Origin of the sequence: Chryseobacterium sp. KMC2 (genome assembly GCF_016756935.1) — a bacterium.
Lineage (GTDB): Bacteria > Bacteroidota > Bacteroidia > Flavobacteriales > Weeksellaceae > Chryseobacterium > Chryseobacterium rhizosphaerae.
In genome coordinates this window covers 64195-78065 of record NZ_JAESIT010000021.1, presented here as the reverse complement: position 1 = coordinate 78065, position 13871 = coordinate 64195, and the positions used below count along the sequence as shown (strand labels likewise).

13 protein-coding genes are annotated in these 13871 nt (G+C 37.6%); 12 read left to right on the top strand and 1 reads right to left on the bottom strand.

Translation table 11 applies throughout. From position 1 onward, the window contains the following. The 12 genes from JML65_RS19980 to JML65_RS19925 form a co-directional block, all read left to right on the top strand. Positions 1-1374, top strand: a 1374-nt coding sequence (locus JML65_RS19980; protein ID WP_202271832.1) for a 4Fe-4S dicluster domain-containing protein, incomplete at its 5' end; no start/stop codon positions are given. 25 nt (positions 1375-1399) lie between these two features. Continuing rightward, a complete protein-coding gene (gene nrfD, locus JML65_RS19975; RefSeq protein ID WP_047484639.1) occupies positions 1400-2797 on the top strand; it encodes an NrfD/PsrC family molybdoenzyme membrane anchor subunit in 1398 nt (465 codons plus the stop codon). Continuing rightward, positions 2784-3305 (top strand): DUF3341 domain-containing protein, encoded by a 522-nt coding sequence (locus JML65_RS19970; protein WP_047484637.1) that lies wholly within the window; start codon positions 2784-2786, stop codon positions 3303-3305. Before nrfD ends, JML65_RS19970 begins: the two co-directional genes overlap by 14 nt. Continuing rightward, a complete protein-coding gene (locus JML65_RS19965; RefSeq protein WP_047484635.1) occupies positions 3298-3993 on the top strand; it encodes a c-type cytochrome in 696 nt (231 codons plus the stop codon). Before JML65_RS19970 ends, JML65_RS19965 begins: the two co-directional genes overlap by 8 nt. Positions 3994-4001: 8 nt before the next feature. After that, complete coding sequence (locus JML65_RS19960) at positions 4002-5333, top strand: hypothetical protein (RefSeq protein ID WP_047484633.1); 1332 nt, start codon at positions 4002-4004, stop codon at positions 5331-5333. Positions 5334-5475: 142 nt separating this feature from the next. Continuing rightward, complete coding sequence (locus JML65_RS19955; protein WP_202271831.1) at positions 5476-6492, top strand: hypothetical protein; 1017 nt, start codon at positions 5476-5478, stop codon at positions 6490-6492. A gap of 50 nt (positions 6493-6542) precedes the next feature. Next, positions 6543-7742, top strand: coding sequence for an NTF2-like N-terminal transpeptidase (locus tag JML65_RS19950; RefSeq protein WP_047484630.1), 1200 nt, complete (start codon positions 6543-6545; stop codon positions 7740-7742). Further along, positions 7743-8279: an adenine phosphoribosyltransferase gene (locus JML65_RS19945; protein WP_047484628.1), complete on the top strand. Its 537-nt coding sequence runs from the start codon at positions 7743-7745 to the stop codon at positions 8277-8279. It begins immediately after the preceding gene. 203 nt (positions 8280-8482) lie between these two features. Next, a complete protein-coding gene (locus JML65_RS19940) occupies positions 8483-9190 on the top strand; it encodes a hypothetical protein (RefSeq protein WP_047484625.1) in 708 nt (235 codons plus the stop codon). Between the two features lie 3 nt (positions 9191-9193). After that, positions 9194-9712 (top strand): 6,7-dimethyl-8-ribityllumazine synthase, encoded by a 519-nt coding sequence (gene ribH / locus JML65_RS19935; protein ID WP_034734563.1) that lies wholly within the window; start codon positions 9194-9196, stop codon positions 9710-9712. Positions 9713-9928: 216 nt separating this feature from the next. Next, a complete protein-coding gene (locus tag JML65_RS19930; RefSeq protein ID WP_202271830.1) occupies positions 9929-12007 on the top strand; it encodes an LTA synthase family protein in 2079 nt (692 codons plus the stop codon). Positions 12008-12085: 78 nt separating this feature from the next. Further along, a complete protein-coding gene (locus tag JML65_RS19925) occupies positions 12086-12949 on the top strand; it encodes a neutral zinc metallopeptidase (RefSeq protein ID WP_047484620.1) in 864 nt (287 codons plus the stop codon). Positions 12950-13005: 56 nt separating this feature from the next. On the opposite strand, the gene JML65_RS19920 is transcribed toward JML65_RS19925, so the two are convergent. Then, on the bottom strand, positions 13006-13863 hold the full coding sequence (locus JML65_RS19920; RefSeq protein ID WP_084086397.1) for a GLPGLI family protein: 858 nt from the start codon (positions 13861-13863) through the stop codon (positions 13006-13008). Between the last annotated feature and the right edge of the window lie 8 nt (positions 13864-13871).

Sequence of the window (13871 nt, the reverse complement as noted above, 5' to 3'; positions counted from 1 at the left end):
CCTTGGTTGCAGGAATTACCGGATCCTCTTACTAGAATGTCTTGGGATAACTACTTGACAATTTCTCCTAAAGATGCAGAGAAATTTGCGATTGATAACGATCTTAATGCAAGAATGCAGTTGGATGGTTCTATCGTAAACCTTACTGTAAACGGAGTAACAATAAAAGATGTTCCTGTATTCATTCAACCTGGTCAGGCAGAAGGATCTGTAGGTCTAGCGCTTGGTTATGGTAAAAAGAACTCAGGAGCTACTGCAGATACAGGGGTAAATGCTTATCCATTATTTGATGGTTCTAACCTGGCTCTTTCAGGAGTTAAAATTGAAAAGACAGGAGAAGATCACGAATTTGCAGGTATCCAGCTTCAAAACACCTTAATGGGACGTTACGAAATTGCTAAGGAAGTTCCTTTAGCTGAATTCATCAACGTACCTTTTGATGACGAGCACAAAGGATGGAACAAGCCTTTGGAATACCACACAATCAGTGGAGCACTTCCAGCAAGAAAAATTGACCTTTGGGATGCTTTTGATGATACAGATGGTCCTCACTTCAACTTATCTATCGACTTAAACTCTTGTACAGGTTGTGGAGCTTGCGTTATTGCATGTCAGGCTGAAAACAACGTTCCTGTAGTAGGTAAAGAAGAGGTAAGAATGTCCAGAGATATGTATTGGTTAAGAATTGACCGTTACTATTCTTCAAGACAGAAAGTAGAGGTATATGAAGGATTAAAAGAAGGAATGGCTGTACCAGAATTATACGGTACTGCTTTCAATAAAGAAGGAGGTGCATTAAATCACCCTGCAGACAATCCGGATGTAATCTTCCAGCCTGTAATGTGTCAGCACTGTAACCACGCTCCATGTGAAACTGTATGTCCGGTAGCGGCTACTTCACACGGTAAGCAAGGTCAAAACCATATGGCTTACAACAGATGTATCGGTACCAGATATTGTGCAAACAACTGTCCGTACAAAGTAAGACGTTTTAACTGGTTTACGTATAACCTAAATGACAAGTTCGATTTCAACATGAACAACGATTTAGGAAGAATGGTACTTAACCCAGACGTAGTTGTAAGAACTAGAGGGGTAATGGAGAAATGTTCACTATGTATTCAGGAAACTCAGGCTACTATTTTAGCAGCTAAGAGAGACAACAGAAAAGTAACAGATGCTGAGTTTAAAAACTCTTGTGCTTGTGCTGCTGCTTGTTCTACTGGAGCAATGACGTTCGGAGACATGAATGACAAAGAATCTGAAGTTAGAGATTTATATTCTAGCAACAGAAGATATTATTTACTAGAGGAGATCGGAACCAAACCAAACGTGTTCTATCATACTAAAGTAAGAAACAGAGTAGAAAAATAAAGTTTAAATAATAAATAGGTAAAAAATGTCAGGACATTACGAAGCTCCGATAAGGGAACCTCTGATTATTGGTCACAAAACTTATCACGATATCACAGAAGATATTGCACGACCTATCGAAGAAAGAGCAGGTAAATTATGGTGGATTTCATTATATGCTGCGCTAGTTCTATTCATCTATGGATTCGGCTGTATCGCTTATACTATCGGGACAGGTATTGGAGCATGGGGGCTTAACAGAACTATTAACTGGGGTTGGGATATTACCAACTTCGTATGGTGGGTAGGTATCGGTCACGCCGGGACCCTAATCTCAGCAGTATTATTATTATTTAGACAGAGATGGAGAATGTCTGTAAACAGATCTGCAGAGGCGATGACGATCTTTGCGGTTGTACAGGCAGCAATCTTCCCTGTAATTCACATGGGTAGAGTTTGGGTTGGATACTGGGTATTCCCTTTACCAAACCAGTTCGGTTCTCTTTGGGGGAACTTTAACTCTCCTCTATTATGGGACGTATTTGCGATCTCAACTTATTTCTCAGTATCAACTGTATTCTGGTTTATGGGATTAATCCCTGACTTTGCAATGATCAGAGATAGAGCAAAAACTCCTTGGACTAAGAAGATTTATACTTTCTTAGCTTTCGGTTGGGGTGGTAAAGCAAAACACTGGCAGAGATTCGAAGAACTTTCTTTGGTTCTTGCAGGTTTAGCAACTCCACTTGTATTCTCGGTACACACAACGGTATCTTTTGACTTCGCAACTTCAGTTATTAAAGGATGGCACTCTACAATTTACCCTCCTTACTTCGTAGCTGGTGCGATCTTCTCAGGATTCGCAATGGTACAGACCCTATTGTTGATCGCTAGAAAAGTTTGTCACCTTGAAGATTATATTACCATGTATCATATCGAAATTATGAACATCGTAATCGTTTTAACAGGGGGTATGGTAACGGTAGCCTATGCTACTGAATATTTCATCGGATGGTATTCTGGATCAAGATTTGAAGACTTTACGTACCTTTCACCAGGTGCTGCAGTAGGACCTTACTGGTGGGCTTTCTGGTCATTGATTATCTGTAACCTTGTTGTTCCTGCATCTTTCTGGTTCAAGAAAGCAAGAACCAATATTATCTGGACATTCATTGTTGCATTGATCATTAACATCGGTATGTGGTTTGAGCGTTTCGATATCATCGTTATCAACCTTTCAAGAGATTACTTACCAGGATCTTGGACTATGTTTAAACCAACGATCATTGATGTGGGTGTATACTTAGGAACAATCGGATTCTTCTCTGTATTATTCTTATTATACGCAAGAACATTCCCTGTAATTGCACAGGCTGAATTAAAATCGATTCTGAAAATTTCAGGTGAAACTTATAAAGCAAAAGAAGGAGATGAGCACCACTAAAATTGTATACGGACTTTATGCTGACGACGACGATTTAATGAACGGCGTTAAAGCATTCAACGATAAAGGAATCAAAATAAACGAAGTATATACTCCGTTTCCGGTTCACGGACTAGACAAAGCTTTAGGATTAAAGAAAACAAGAATTTCTGATGCAGCCTTTCTATATGCTCTTTATGGTGTTACTATCGGTGCTACGGTTACCTGGTATGTAATGAACCATGACTGGCCTCAGAATATTGGTGGTAAACCAGCTTTTGACTGGGCACACAATATGCCGGCATTCGTAGTTCCAATGTTCGAATTAATGGTATTCTGTGCAGCTCACATGATGTCTTTAACTTTCTTAGTTAGAAACAAAATGTATCCAGGAGCTCCTGCTCAGAACCCGGATCCAAGAACTACTGATGATAAATTCATGATGGAATTTGTAACTGAAGATGTAGAATCTGTAAAACAGTTACTTATTGAAACTGGAGTTGAAGAAATAACTGTTAAAGATGCTTAAAATGAAAAAGAATGTATTAAAAATTACAGCAGTTTTAGGTTTAACTACAGTTTTACTTAACTCTTGCGGACCAAAAGACAATGCACCATTGGTATATTTCCCGGACATGTATTTCCCGGTAGCTTATGACCCATTGATGAAAGCTCAGGATGCATACTCAGATCATGAGAATGAAATCCCTGCGTTTGTAAAAAACAGCTTTGCAACAGGTCTTGCTCCCGTAGAAGGTTCAGTGGCTCAAAATAAAGACGGAATCTTTGAAGAAGGTTTACTTCCTAAAAATGTAGATCAATACAATGCAGGATATGACGCTTCCAAGAAGATGACAACTTCTCCTCTTAATCCGGCAAACGCTGATAAAGATATTGAAAGAGGAAAAATGTTGTTTGACCGTACTTGTGCTGCATGTCACGGAACAGGAGGTGATGGACAAGGTCCAATCGTACAAACAGGTGCTTTCTCTGGTGTACCGAACTATGCTGATAGAGAAATTACTGTAGGATCTGTTCATTATGTATTAACAAACGGTAGAAATGCAATGGGATCTTATGCGGGACAATTGAACGCAGGAGACAGATGGAGAGTGGCAATGTATGTGATGAGTGCTTTCAAAAAAGGAGCAGCAGCACCGGCAGCAGCTACAGCAGCGGCGCCAGCAACTGAAACGACTACCGAAACTAAAAAATAAGAAAAGAAATGTATAGTTTTTCACCAAAATTAAAATCAACTTCTATAATACTTCTTGTTGTAGGTTTAGTTCTGTTTGGTATTGGTTTCTTTATGAATAAAGGACTTTCTACTGAGAAAATAGAACAAATGATGGAAGCTGTTCATGCTTCAGGTCATAATGCTCCTACCCACTCAAGTGAAATGGTTGGACCACAGGATCACGCAGCTCATTTAGAGCATGCTGAGCTTCAGGTTCACAACCAGCCATTAGCATCGCTGCACTTTGTAGCTGTCTTTTTCTTTGGAGTAAGTTGTGCTGTATTGTTTTTCTACTGTATTCAGCATGCTGCCCACGCTGGTTGGCCAATTATTATTACAAGAGTAATGGAAGCTATTGCTTCTTATATTCCTTACGGAGGTGCAATTCTGGTTATTATGATGATATTGAATATCACTCACAATGGCCACCTATTCCACTGGATGGATCCGGAATTAACGAATCCTGAATCTGCACACTTTGACGTAATTTTATTCGAAAAGAAAAGATTCTTAAATATACCTTTCTATGCTATCAGAACGATCATTTATGTAGTAGGTGCTTCATTCTTTGCATGGAAACTGAAAGCTCAGTCTAAAAAAGTAGATGAAACTAAATCTAAAGTTGAGTATCAAATGCTTTACAGATGGGCAGTAGGATATATTGCATTCTTCGGATTTGCTTCTGCTGCTTGGGCTTGGGACTGGTTGATGTCTATTGACCCTCACTGGTATTCTACAATGTATATCTGGTATTCAATGGTTAGCTGCCTTTCAAGTGGTATTGCTGTAATCATTCTATTAAGTGTTTATCTTAAGAAAAATGGTTTCTTACCACAGTTCAATGACAACCACTTACACGATTTAGGAGTATTCCTTTTCGCTACAAGTATGCTTTGGACATATACATGGTTTGCTCAGTTCATGCTTTACTGGTATGCCAACGTTCCGGAAGAGGTTAACTACTTCTTTGGAAGATTCCAACACTATGGAACTACATTCTTGCCAATGCTTATTGTAAACTTCTTATTACCATTATTGGTATTAGTGAGCAGCAGCATCAAGAGAAACTACAAAGTAGTAACGGTAATGGCTGTAGTAGTTATTTTAGGACACATCCTAGATTACTTCAACATGGTAATGCCTGGAACGGTAGGACCATACTGGAACACTCCTGAAGTATTCTTATTAATCTTGGGAGCTCTCCTATTCGTAGTTGGATTGTTTATGTTTACTGTACTTTCTGCTTTATCTAAATTGAAGCTGATCCCTACAGGAAACCCTTACTTACACGAATCTGAAATTTATGAGTATCCTTTCTAAGGACTTGTAACAAAATAAAATTATAAAAGACTGATTGTTAAACGATCAGTCTTTTTTTATGCCGTCAGCCCAATCGCTGTCCTTTTAAGATTCATTTCCTGCATATTCATAAGCCTGATGACTAACCCCAATAAACAGTACTATGAATAAAGTGTATCTGGTTTACCTGCTATTCTGTCTGGTCTCCATTTTTACCCATGCCCAGACCATTACTTTCGTTTCCGAAAAAAGTAACATTCCTCTTCCAAAGGTTTCGGTTTTCGGTAAGGACGGTAGTATACTCGCCTACTCTGATATTGATGGGAAAATTGATAAACAATCCTTATCCCCGGCTCAGGAAAAATTCCAGCTGGTCTATAATAATTTTCTGGTGGCCACACTCTCCTATTCAGATTTTGACCAGCCTGTTATTAAGATCAATGATCAGGTAAAAGAAATAGAAACGGTAGTCATTAAAAATAATAAACCTGCAAAATATATCCTTATCAAAGGGAATTTTAATTCTTATGTTACGGTCAACAATAAACTGAATGCCTATGCTGATGGAATTGTAACCTATACTTTTGATAATAAAACGAAAAAGCTAAAAAACAGTCATGTGGAACAATATCGAGTGTACAGACTTATAGATCCTAAGAAAGAAAAGAACCAGACCGCTTTTTGGGATTATGGAAGCTCATTAGGAATCCCCAATATGAAAAAAGTGGGAACCCTTGATGAATACAAAAAGAAAAACATAAAAATTAAGGAACTTAAAGGCAGCAGCAAAGATGAAATTGAGGTTACCGGTGAATACCTGCAGCAAAAAGAATTTGCCCTATTCGGATTCCGTTTTTTTGATCTGAGAGGAATTCAGAATATCGCTTTTGAAAAGAATTCTCAAAAAACACTCAAAGATCTCCTGGAATTTAATGAAATTCTTTTCATTAAATTAAAACATAAAAGTGAGGAAAACTACAATCAGGTTATTTCCTACCAAAACTTTTATCCTTCAGAAATGAGCTTCAGTGATAGTAATGATATGGATGAAGTAAAGTTTAATAAAGACTATAGCAACTATAAAACCCAGTATTGGCAGGATCCGTCATTCCCTAATATGCAGACTATCTTCAGTTCATTTTTTAAGGACGATTTGAAGGAAAAACAAAATAAAAAATAAAATCCACTATTAATAAAGGTTTTATTAAATTTGCAACAAACCAAATAAAAATGAAAAAGTTTTCTTTTCTACTTGTTTTCAGTCTGTTGCTTTTTACAGCATGTAAGAAAGATCATGTAGATGCTACGAATACTAAAACGCTGCAGTCAAGTATCAATGATATGACCTCCAGCTTATCAACCATTAAACAGATTAAGTTTAATGAAGCTCTTTATATCCTTAAGACATTCGGTGTAGAAGCAGATGGGGATGTGAACGAGCTAAAAGCACTTGGAAAACTGATTGACGGAAAAAAAGTGCCTGAAATCCTGACACTGGCAGACGAAATTGCACAGAAAAACGGAATCGAATGGGCAAGTACCAGCCCGCCTTCATTGGGAGAAATGAATATCTTCGGAGATGATAAAGCTAAAGAAAGTGATCCTAATGATGTAAAAGCAGGAGCACTAAGCCTTGTTACAAGACCCATGGGTGATGACGGAGCAGGAGCTCCTACCTCTATCCAGATCGTTCCAAGACTTGTAGATGCTGCAGGAAATCCGGTATCATTTACAGGAGCAGGGCTAGAGGCAACACTGGAGGTTTTCAGCAACGGTGTGAGACTTTCTACAGCCAAAAACCTGATGCAGGATAATAACTTTAAAGGATTTAATCTTAAATTCTCCTCTATTCCGGCGGCAAAAGTAGTTGATAATAAAATAGACATCACTGTTTCAGTAAAAACAACAGCAAAAACATTCAAGATGTCAAAAATAGGGCTTGATGTAAATGCTGCTGCCCTAAAAGTTCCTGCCGTTCCTAAAACGGATACTACAGCAGTAACTCAGCAGCCAAGTGCTGTGGTAGATCCAAATAATCCTTCAACTACACCCACCACTACAGAACCGGGTACTGCAACTCCAACAGCTCCGGCAGCTCCAAAGCAACCTACCGCAGATCCTAAAAATACAGTAAGTAAGTTTTTGAATAGTGTAAGCTCTCAAAACTTAAAAGCAGCATATGATGCCTCCAATAACCCAAGCTGGGGAAGCTATGAGTCTTTCTCAAACCCTACTTCAGGTTTTGGATCTGTAAAAAATGTAAGCGTAAAGAACATCACGACAAGCGCTACCAATCCTAACGGAGCCAGTGTCAATGCAACGTATGATGTAACCGATAAAAACGGTAAAACGACTTCATTAAAAGTAACTTTCGGACTTAAAAATGTAAACGGAGACTGGAAAATTTCCAGCTATAAAATAAACCCATAAATGGCTTCAGCAGAACTGATCAAAAGACTAGAAGAAACAATTGAAAATTTCCCTGACTTTCCAATACCAGGAATACAGTTTAAGGATATTTCACCCATTTTTTTAGACCCAAAACTATATGAAGATGTAATAGCCGATTTGGTTACCTTCAGCAAAGGAAAAATAGACGCTGTATGCGGAATAGAAAGCCGAGGTTACCTTTTTGGAATCGCCATTGCAGTAGCATTGGAAGTGCCTTTTATTCTGATCAGAAAAAAAGGAAAACTTCCGCCCCCAATTATTTCAGAGAAATATGACCTGGAATATGGTACTGCTGAAATAGAAACCCGTGAAGGGCAGATCAAGAAAGGACAGAGAATACTGATACATGACGACCTTTTGGCTACCGGAGGGACTACCGAAGCAGCAGCCAAATTGGTGGAAAAACAAGGAGCGATCGCTTCTCAGTTCAGTTTCCTTATTGGTTTAAAAGGCCTGGGAGGAAATGAAAAACTTGAAAAGTTCGGTGCCGAAATCTATCATATCTTAGAATACTAAGGACTTTATAACATAAATTATCCGACTCCGCTCTGCAGGACAACATCAACAAAAGGTTGGTTTAAAAAAGTCTTACAGAGCGGAGTCGAAGCATTTTTATGATAAACAGATACTATTTCATAACATTTGCATAATAATACTGATAAAGTATTTTGTAAATCATTCAGAAACAATTAAATTTGCAGTTCAATTTTTAAAAACTTATGGCAAAATTGGGAAAGAATGCTCAGAATGAGCAAGAAGGTAAAGAAACGGTTGAGTTCTTTAAAGACCTTGACAGAGAGGCTTTAAACACTGAGAGATTTCTTGAAAAATATTCAAAACCTTTAGGGATTGTATTTGGAGTTTTAATCTTAGGAGTTTTAGGATTCTTTGGATACAAGCAATTTGTAGTTGCTCCTAAGAATGTTGAAGCTGTAAAAAGTTTCCTTGCTGCTCAAAAAAACCTGGTAGAAGGTAAAGATAAAGAAGCTTTAGGTGGAAAATCTGCAGCAAATCCTGGTTTTGTAGGTACATACAATGATTATTCCGGGACTAGTGTAGGACAACTTTCTGCTTACAATGCCGGATTATTGAAATTTAAAGAAGGAAAATTCCAGGAATCTTACGACCTTTTAGATAAGTTTTCATCTGATAACAAAACGTTAATGGCAATGAAATACGGAGCTATGGCGGATGCTAAATCAGGTCTTAACAAAAACGATGAGGCTTTAGCTTTATTGGATAAGGCAGCAACAGCGTCTAATGATCCTTACACTACTTATTTCTTCACAAGAAAAGCAGGGATCGTAGCTTTAGGATTAAAGAAAAATCCGGAAGCTAAAAAATACTTCTCAGCAATTGACGAGAAATATCAGGACTATGACAACGGAATGTCTGATTCTTATATTGAAATGACTAAATATTATTAAAAAATGGCAACAGTTAATCTTTCCGATTACAAGCCACTTCATATAACTAATGCCGAAGATTTTTCTATCGGCATTGTTTTTTCTGAGTGGAATGACTTTGTAACGTACAATCTTCGTGATGCAGCTTTAGAAATACTTGAAAAAGAAGGGGTAAAACCTGAAAACATCAAACTTTTTCCTGTTCCCGGAGCTTTTGAATTGAACTATGCAAGCATGCAGCTTTGCAAAGAAAGAAAATATGATGCAGTGATATCCATCGGATGTGTGATCCGTGGGGAAACTCCTCACTTCGACTATGTATGCTCTGCAGTAGCACAGGGAATCAAAGACTGTAACATCATGACGGATACTCCTACGATATTCTGCGTATTAACTGACGACACCAAAGAACAGTCTATTGCCAGAAGTGGTGGTGACTTAGGAAACAAAGGCGTTGAAGCAGCAGTAACCGCTTTAAGAATGATTGATTTCAAAAAGAAATTATCAGATAAAAAAGGAAATATCGGATTCGGACATTCCTAATTTGATCCCCCCTTCACAATATACAGGACTATTTTTAATAGTCCTTTTTTTATTGAATTGATGCACAAGCATACAGAACAGTTAAAAAATAAATAGACTGAAAATCTATTTATTTTATTCATAAATCTTACCCATAAACGCTATATTTTTATTTTTTTCTGTTAAAAGTTAGACACAAAAACTATCTTTGTGTAAACTACTATAGACAGCATCTCCATGTTTTTAAAAAAAATAAAACCGTTCCTATATTTAGGAGTTTTCTATCTTATTATTTCGTTAATAATAAGGACAGTATTCTTTTTTCACCCTATTACAACCGCTAGTTTCGGTTTTTTTGAAATAATAAAAGTCTTGTTAGTTGGTCTTTTGAATGATTTCTTTGTCTTCATACTGGCCAGTGCACTACTGGCACTCTACTTTTTATTTCTCTCCAATTCAAAATATAAAAAGCCCTACGGCTATATTATTTTTGGGATATTAGTCTTATTTTTCCTTTATATATGGCTCATTCCGAACAATATTTTCAAGCAGTACGGAGGTTCTGTAACAGAAGTTGCACTGGCATTTGTAGGAATAAAGACTTTTTTCTTTGGGCTCATGCTCTTCCTTCCTACTCAAAGGATTAAGATTCGTAACACATTATACTTTATTACCCTTTTATTATATGTACTTTCCATCATCTTTAATGGAGTAAGTGAGTACTTCTTTTATAATGAATTCGGAGTACGTTATAACTTCATAGCTGTAGATTATCTGATTTACACCAATGAAGTGATCGGAAATATTATGGAAAGCTACCCTGTAGTTCCATTATTTTCAGCAATACTTGTTGTAACGTTATCTATAACCTGGTTCATTTATAAAAAAACAAAAAATGAGCTTCTGGAACTTCCCAATTTCAAAGAAAAAATGATTTTGCTGGGCTCCTATGCTGTTCTTTGTGGAATTAGCTTATTAGTGATCCCATCATTAATGCAGATAAAGTCTGACAATGTTTTTGCGGATGAAATTGAAGCGAATGGAATTCCTAAGTTCTATTGGGCCTTTACCCATAATGAGCTCGATTATTTCCAGTTTTATTCACAGATCAATCAACAGCAGGCAGAAAAGAATTTCTTAAGCCAGTATTCACCGCCTGCACTGGCAAGAAACATTGTGGCTGAGCAACCTGAGCTAAAGAAAAATGTAGTCCTGATCTCCATAGAAAGTCTTTCTGCAGATTTTATGGAGCATTATGGAAATACTCAAAAAATTACCCCGTTCTTAGATAGTCTGGCAGAGAAGTCATTGATGTTCACGAATCTCTATGCTACAGGAAACAGAACCGTACGTGGTCTGGAAGCTTTAACTCTTTGTATTCCTCCTACAGCAGGAGAAAGTATTATTAAAAGAGATGATAACAAAAACAAATTTACAACAGGAAATGTTTTCAAGTCTAAGGGCTATGATGTTAAGTTTCTCTATGGAGGATACAGCTATTTTGATAATATGCAGGACTTCTTCGGAGGAAATGGGTATGGTATCGTAGACCGAAATAATTTCAAACCTGAAGAAATCAGTTTTGCCAATGTTTGGGGTGTTGCTGATGAAGATATGGCCAAAAAAGCAATCCAGGTGATGAATGCCGAAGCAAAATCAGGAAAACCGTTTTTTAATCATTGGATGACCGTTTCCAATCACAGACCCTTCACTTATCCTGATGGAAGAATTGATATTCCGGGAACCTCAAAATCCCGTGAAGGTGGTGTAAAATATACAGATTATTCCCTTAAACTGTTCTTTGATATGGCAAAAAAACAGGATTGGTACAAAAATACAGTCTTTGTTATCATTGCTGACCATTGTGCTTCCAGTGCAGGGAAAACAGAACTTCCAATGGATAAATACAGAATTCCTGCAATGATCTTCTCGGAAGGATTTATCGAGCCTCAAAAGTTTAATTCACTGATGTCTCAGATCGATATAATGCCTACTGTTTTAGGACTTCTGAATTTCAGTTACCAGTCTAAGTTTCTGGGTCAGGATGTTTTCAAAAAAGAATTCCAGCCTAAAGCGTATGTTGCCACCTATCAGGATCTGGGCTTTATAAAAGACGGACATCTAACGGTAATTTCTCCGGTTAAAAAGGCAAAACAATATTCTTTAGAACTGGAAAAAAGTGATCTTGCACCGGAATTTAAGCTGTATTATAACGAAAAATTATTGAAGAATACCGATCAGAAACTGATAGATGAAACGATTTCAGCCTATCAGTCTACCTCCTATTGGCTAAAAACAAAACAGCTGAACAGATAAAAACTTGATATATTTTTAAAATATTGATTGATATAGTTTTAACTTAAATTAATTAAATTTACCCATAAAATTATTAGTATGAAATGGACAGACGACAGAGGCGGAAACGTTGATGACCGCCGTGGTTCCGGAGGCGGAGGAGGTGGTATGATCGTAGGCGGCGGACTCGGAACTTTAATTATAGCAGCAATTGTGTTCTTTTTAGGAGGAGACCCTTCCGGTATATTGAATTCCGGCAGCGTACAGTCTTCAGGAAATTCCGGTGAAAAAAGAGAACTTACGGCCAATGAAAAGCAGATCGGTGAAATGGTCGATATGATGGCCAAATGGAATATTTTAACCTGGGATCAGATCTTTAAAGAAAATGGGATGACCTATTCTGCACCAGAAGTAGTCCTTTTTGAAAATACGACAAGATCTGCATGTGGTGTGGCAGAATCTGCAATGGGACCTTTCTATTGCCCGGCTGATCAGAAAGTATATATGGACATGAGTTTCTTCAATGAACTTCAACAGAGATTTGGAGCAAAGGTTACCGAATTTACAGTGGCTTATGTTCTTGCTCATGAAGTAGGACACCATGTACAAACTCTTTTGGGTACAACACAAAAAGTAGATGCCCTCAGAAGAAGCGGAAGATATTCAGAAGCAGAGATGAACAGAGTCTCTGTGGCTACAGAGTTACAAGCCGATTTTTATGCCGGAGTCTGGGCCAAGAAAACAGATGACTCCAAACATATTCTGGAACCTGGAGATATACAGTCTGCTATAGATGCAGCACAGGCTGTGGGAGATGACAATATCCAAAAAAGAGCTCAGGGGTATGTTAATCAGGAAAGTTTTACCCACGGATCATCAGCACAACGTAAAGAATGGTTTATGAAAGGCTATAATAGTGGTGATATCAGACAAGGAGACACGTTCAACCAGCTTTTAAAATAAACTGACAGAATAAAAATAAAAAAATCCCTGAAGAAAATTTCTTCAGGGATTTTTATTTATTGTAATTCAATAGGATTACTGTTTTTCTTAGCTTCTTCTTTTACCCTCTCTTCCATTCTTTTTTTCATATCAGCAGGATTTTGGTTTCCACCTCCGCCCGGGCCTCTTCCTCCTCCAACTCTCATCGTAGTGGCGAATCCCCCTTGTCCTCCGCTTTGACTCATAAAGGCCGCAGGATCAGATTTGAACTTCTGCTGCTGCTTTATAAAATCAGTTCTTTTCACTTTTATCGGAGTTCCAAACTGGTTCAGGACAGGAAATTCAGCAATTTTAAAATTTTTCATCAAATCGAAAGAATAATCTCCTTTGTCATCTTCTACTTTTACAATCAGTCCCGGAAGCCCGCCGAACTTATAGGGGCCATCCTGATATGGAAGATCCGTAGTAAACCAGGCAGTCCATTTTCTTCCGGCAAAATCAGTTTCTGCTTTTTGAACTTTATACTCCCCAATTTTTGTAGTTTCTGAGGAAATTTTCCAGTTCAGAGGTCTGTCTTCTTCATAAGAATAGCTATCCCTTCCTATTCTGTCCTTCAGATAAGTCTTCTGATTCGTTTTATCTTTTTCTACAGAATAGCTGATATTCGTTCTCAAATTTTCCATCTGATCTCTACTCACACTTCCTCTTCCACCACCTCCCTGAAATGCTTTTTGCATAATAGAATCCCTTTTGATTCTGTTTTCAGAGTAAAAGACTGATTTTTCAGGAGAAATATCCAAATAGGCGTTTTCAGTTTTAATATCCGCTTTATTTTCTGCATCAGGTTTCATAGTTACCTGATACACAAATCTGTTGGTTTGTGCAGAGACATGCTGTATAAAGAATGCCAAAGCAATAATACCTAATTTTTTCATTTATATTT

Bases quoted from the DNA above. Each gene is read 5' to 3' on its own strand.
- JML65_RS19925 (WP_047484620.1), top strand. From the start codon at position 12,086: ATGAAATGGACAGACGACAGAGGCGGAAACGTTGATGACCGCCGTGGT.
- JML65_RS19955 (WP_202271831.1), top strand. From the start codon at position 5,476: ATGAATAAAGTGTATCTGGTTTACCTGCTATTCTGTCTGGTCTCCATT.
- JML65_RS19940 (WP_047484625.1), top strand. From the start codon at position 8,483: ATGGCAAAATTGGGAAAGAATGCTCAGAATGAGCAAGAAGGTAAAGAA.
- ribH (WP_034734563.1), top strand. From the start codon at position 9,194: ATGGCAACAGTTAATCTTTCCGATTACAAGCCACTTCATATAACTAAT.
- JML65_RS19945 (WP_047484628.1), top strand. From the start codon at position 7,743: ATGGCTTCAGCAGAACTGATCAAAAGACTAGAAGAAACAATTGAAAAT.
- JML65_RS19965 (WP_047484635.1), top strand. From the start codon at position 3,298: ATGCTTAAAATGAAAAAGAATGTATTAAAAATTACAGCAGTTTTAGGT.
- JML65_RS19930 (WP_202271830.1), top strand. From the start codon at position 9,929: ATGTTTTTAAAAAAAATAAAACCGTTCCTATATTTAGGAGTTTTCTAT.
- JML65_RS19960 (WP_047484633.1), top strand. From the start codon at position 4,002: ATGTATAGTTTTTCACCAAAATTAAAATCAACTTCTATAATACTTCTT.
- JML65_RS19920 (WP_084086397.1), bottom strand. From the start codon at position 13,863: ATGAAAAAATTAGGTATTATTGCTTTGGCATTCTTTATACAGCATGTC.
- nrfD (WP_047484639.1), top strand. From the start codon at position 1,400: ATGTCAGGACATTACGAAGCTCCGATAAGGGAACCTCTGATTATTGGT.
- JML65_RS19970 (WP_047484637.1), top strand. From the start codon at position 2,784: ATGAGCACCACTAAAATTGTATACGGACTTTATGCTGACGACGACGAT.
- JML65_RS19950 (WP_047484630.1), top strand. From the start codon at position 6,543: ATGAAAAAGTTTTCTTTTCTACTTGTTTTCAGTCTGTTGCTTTTTACA.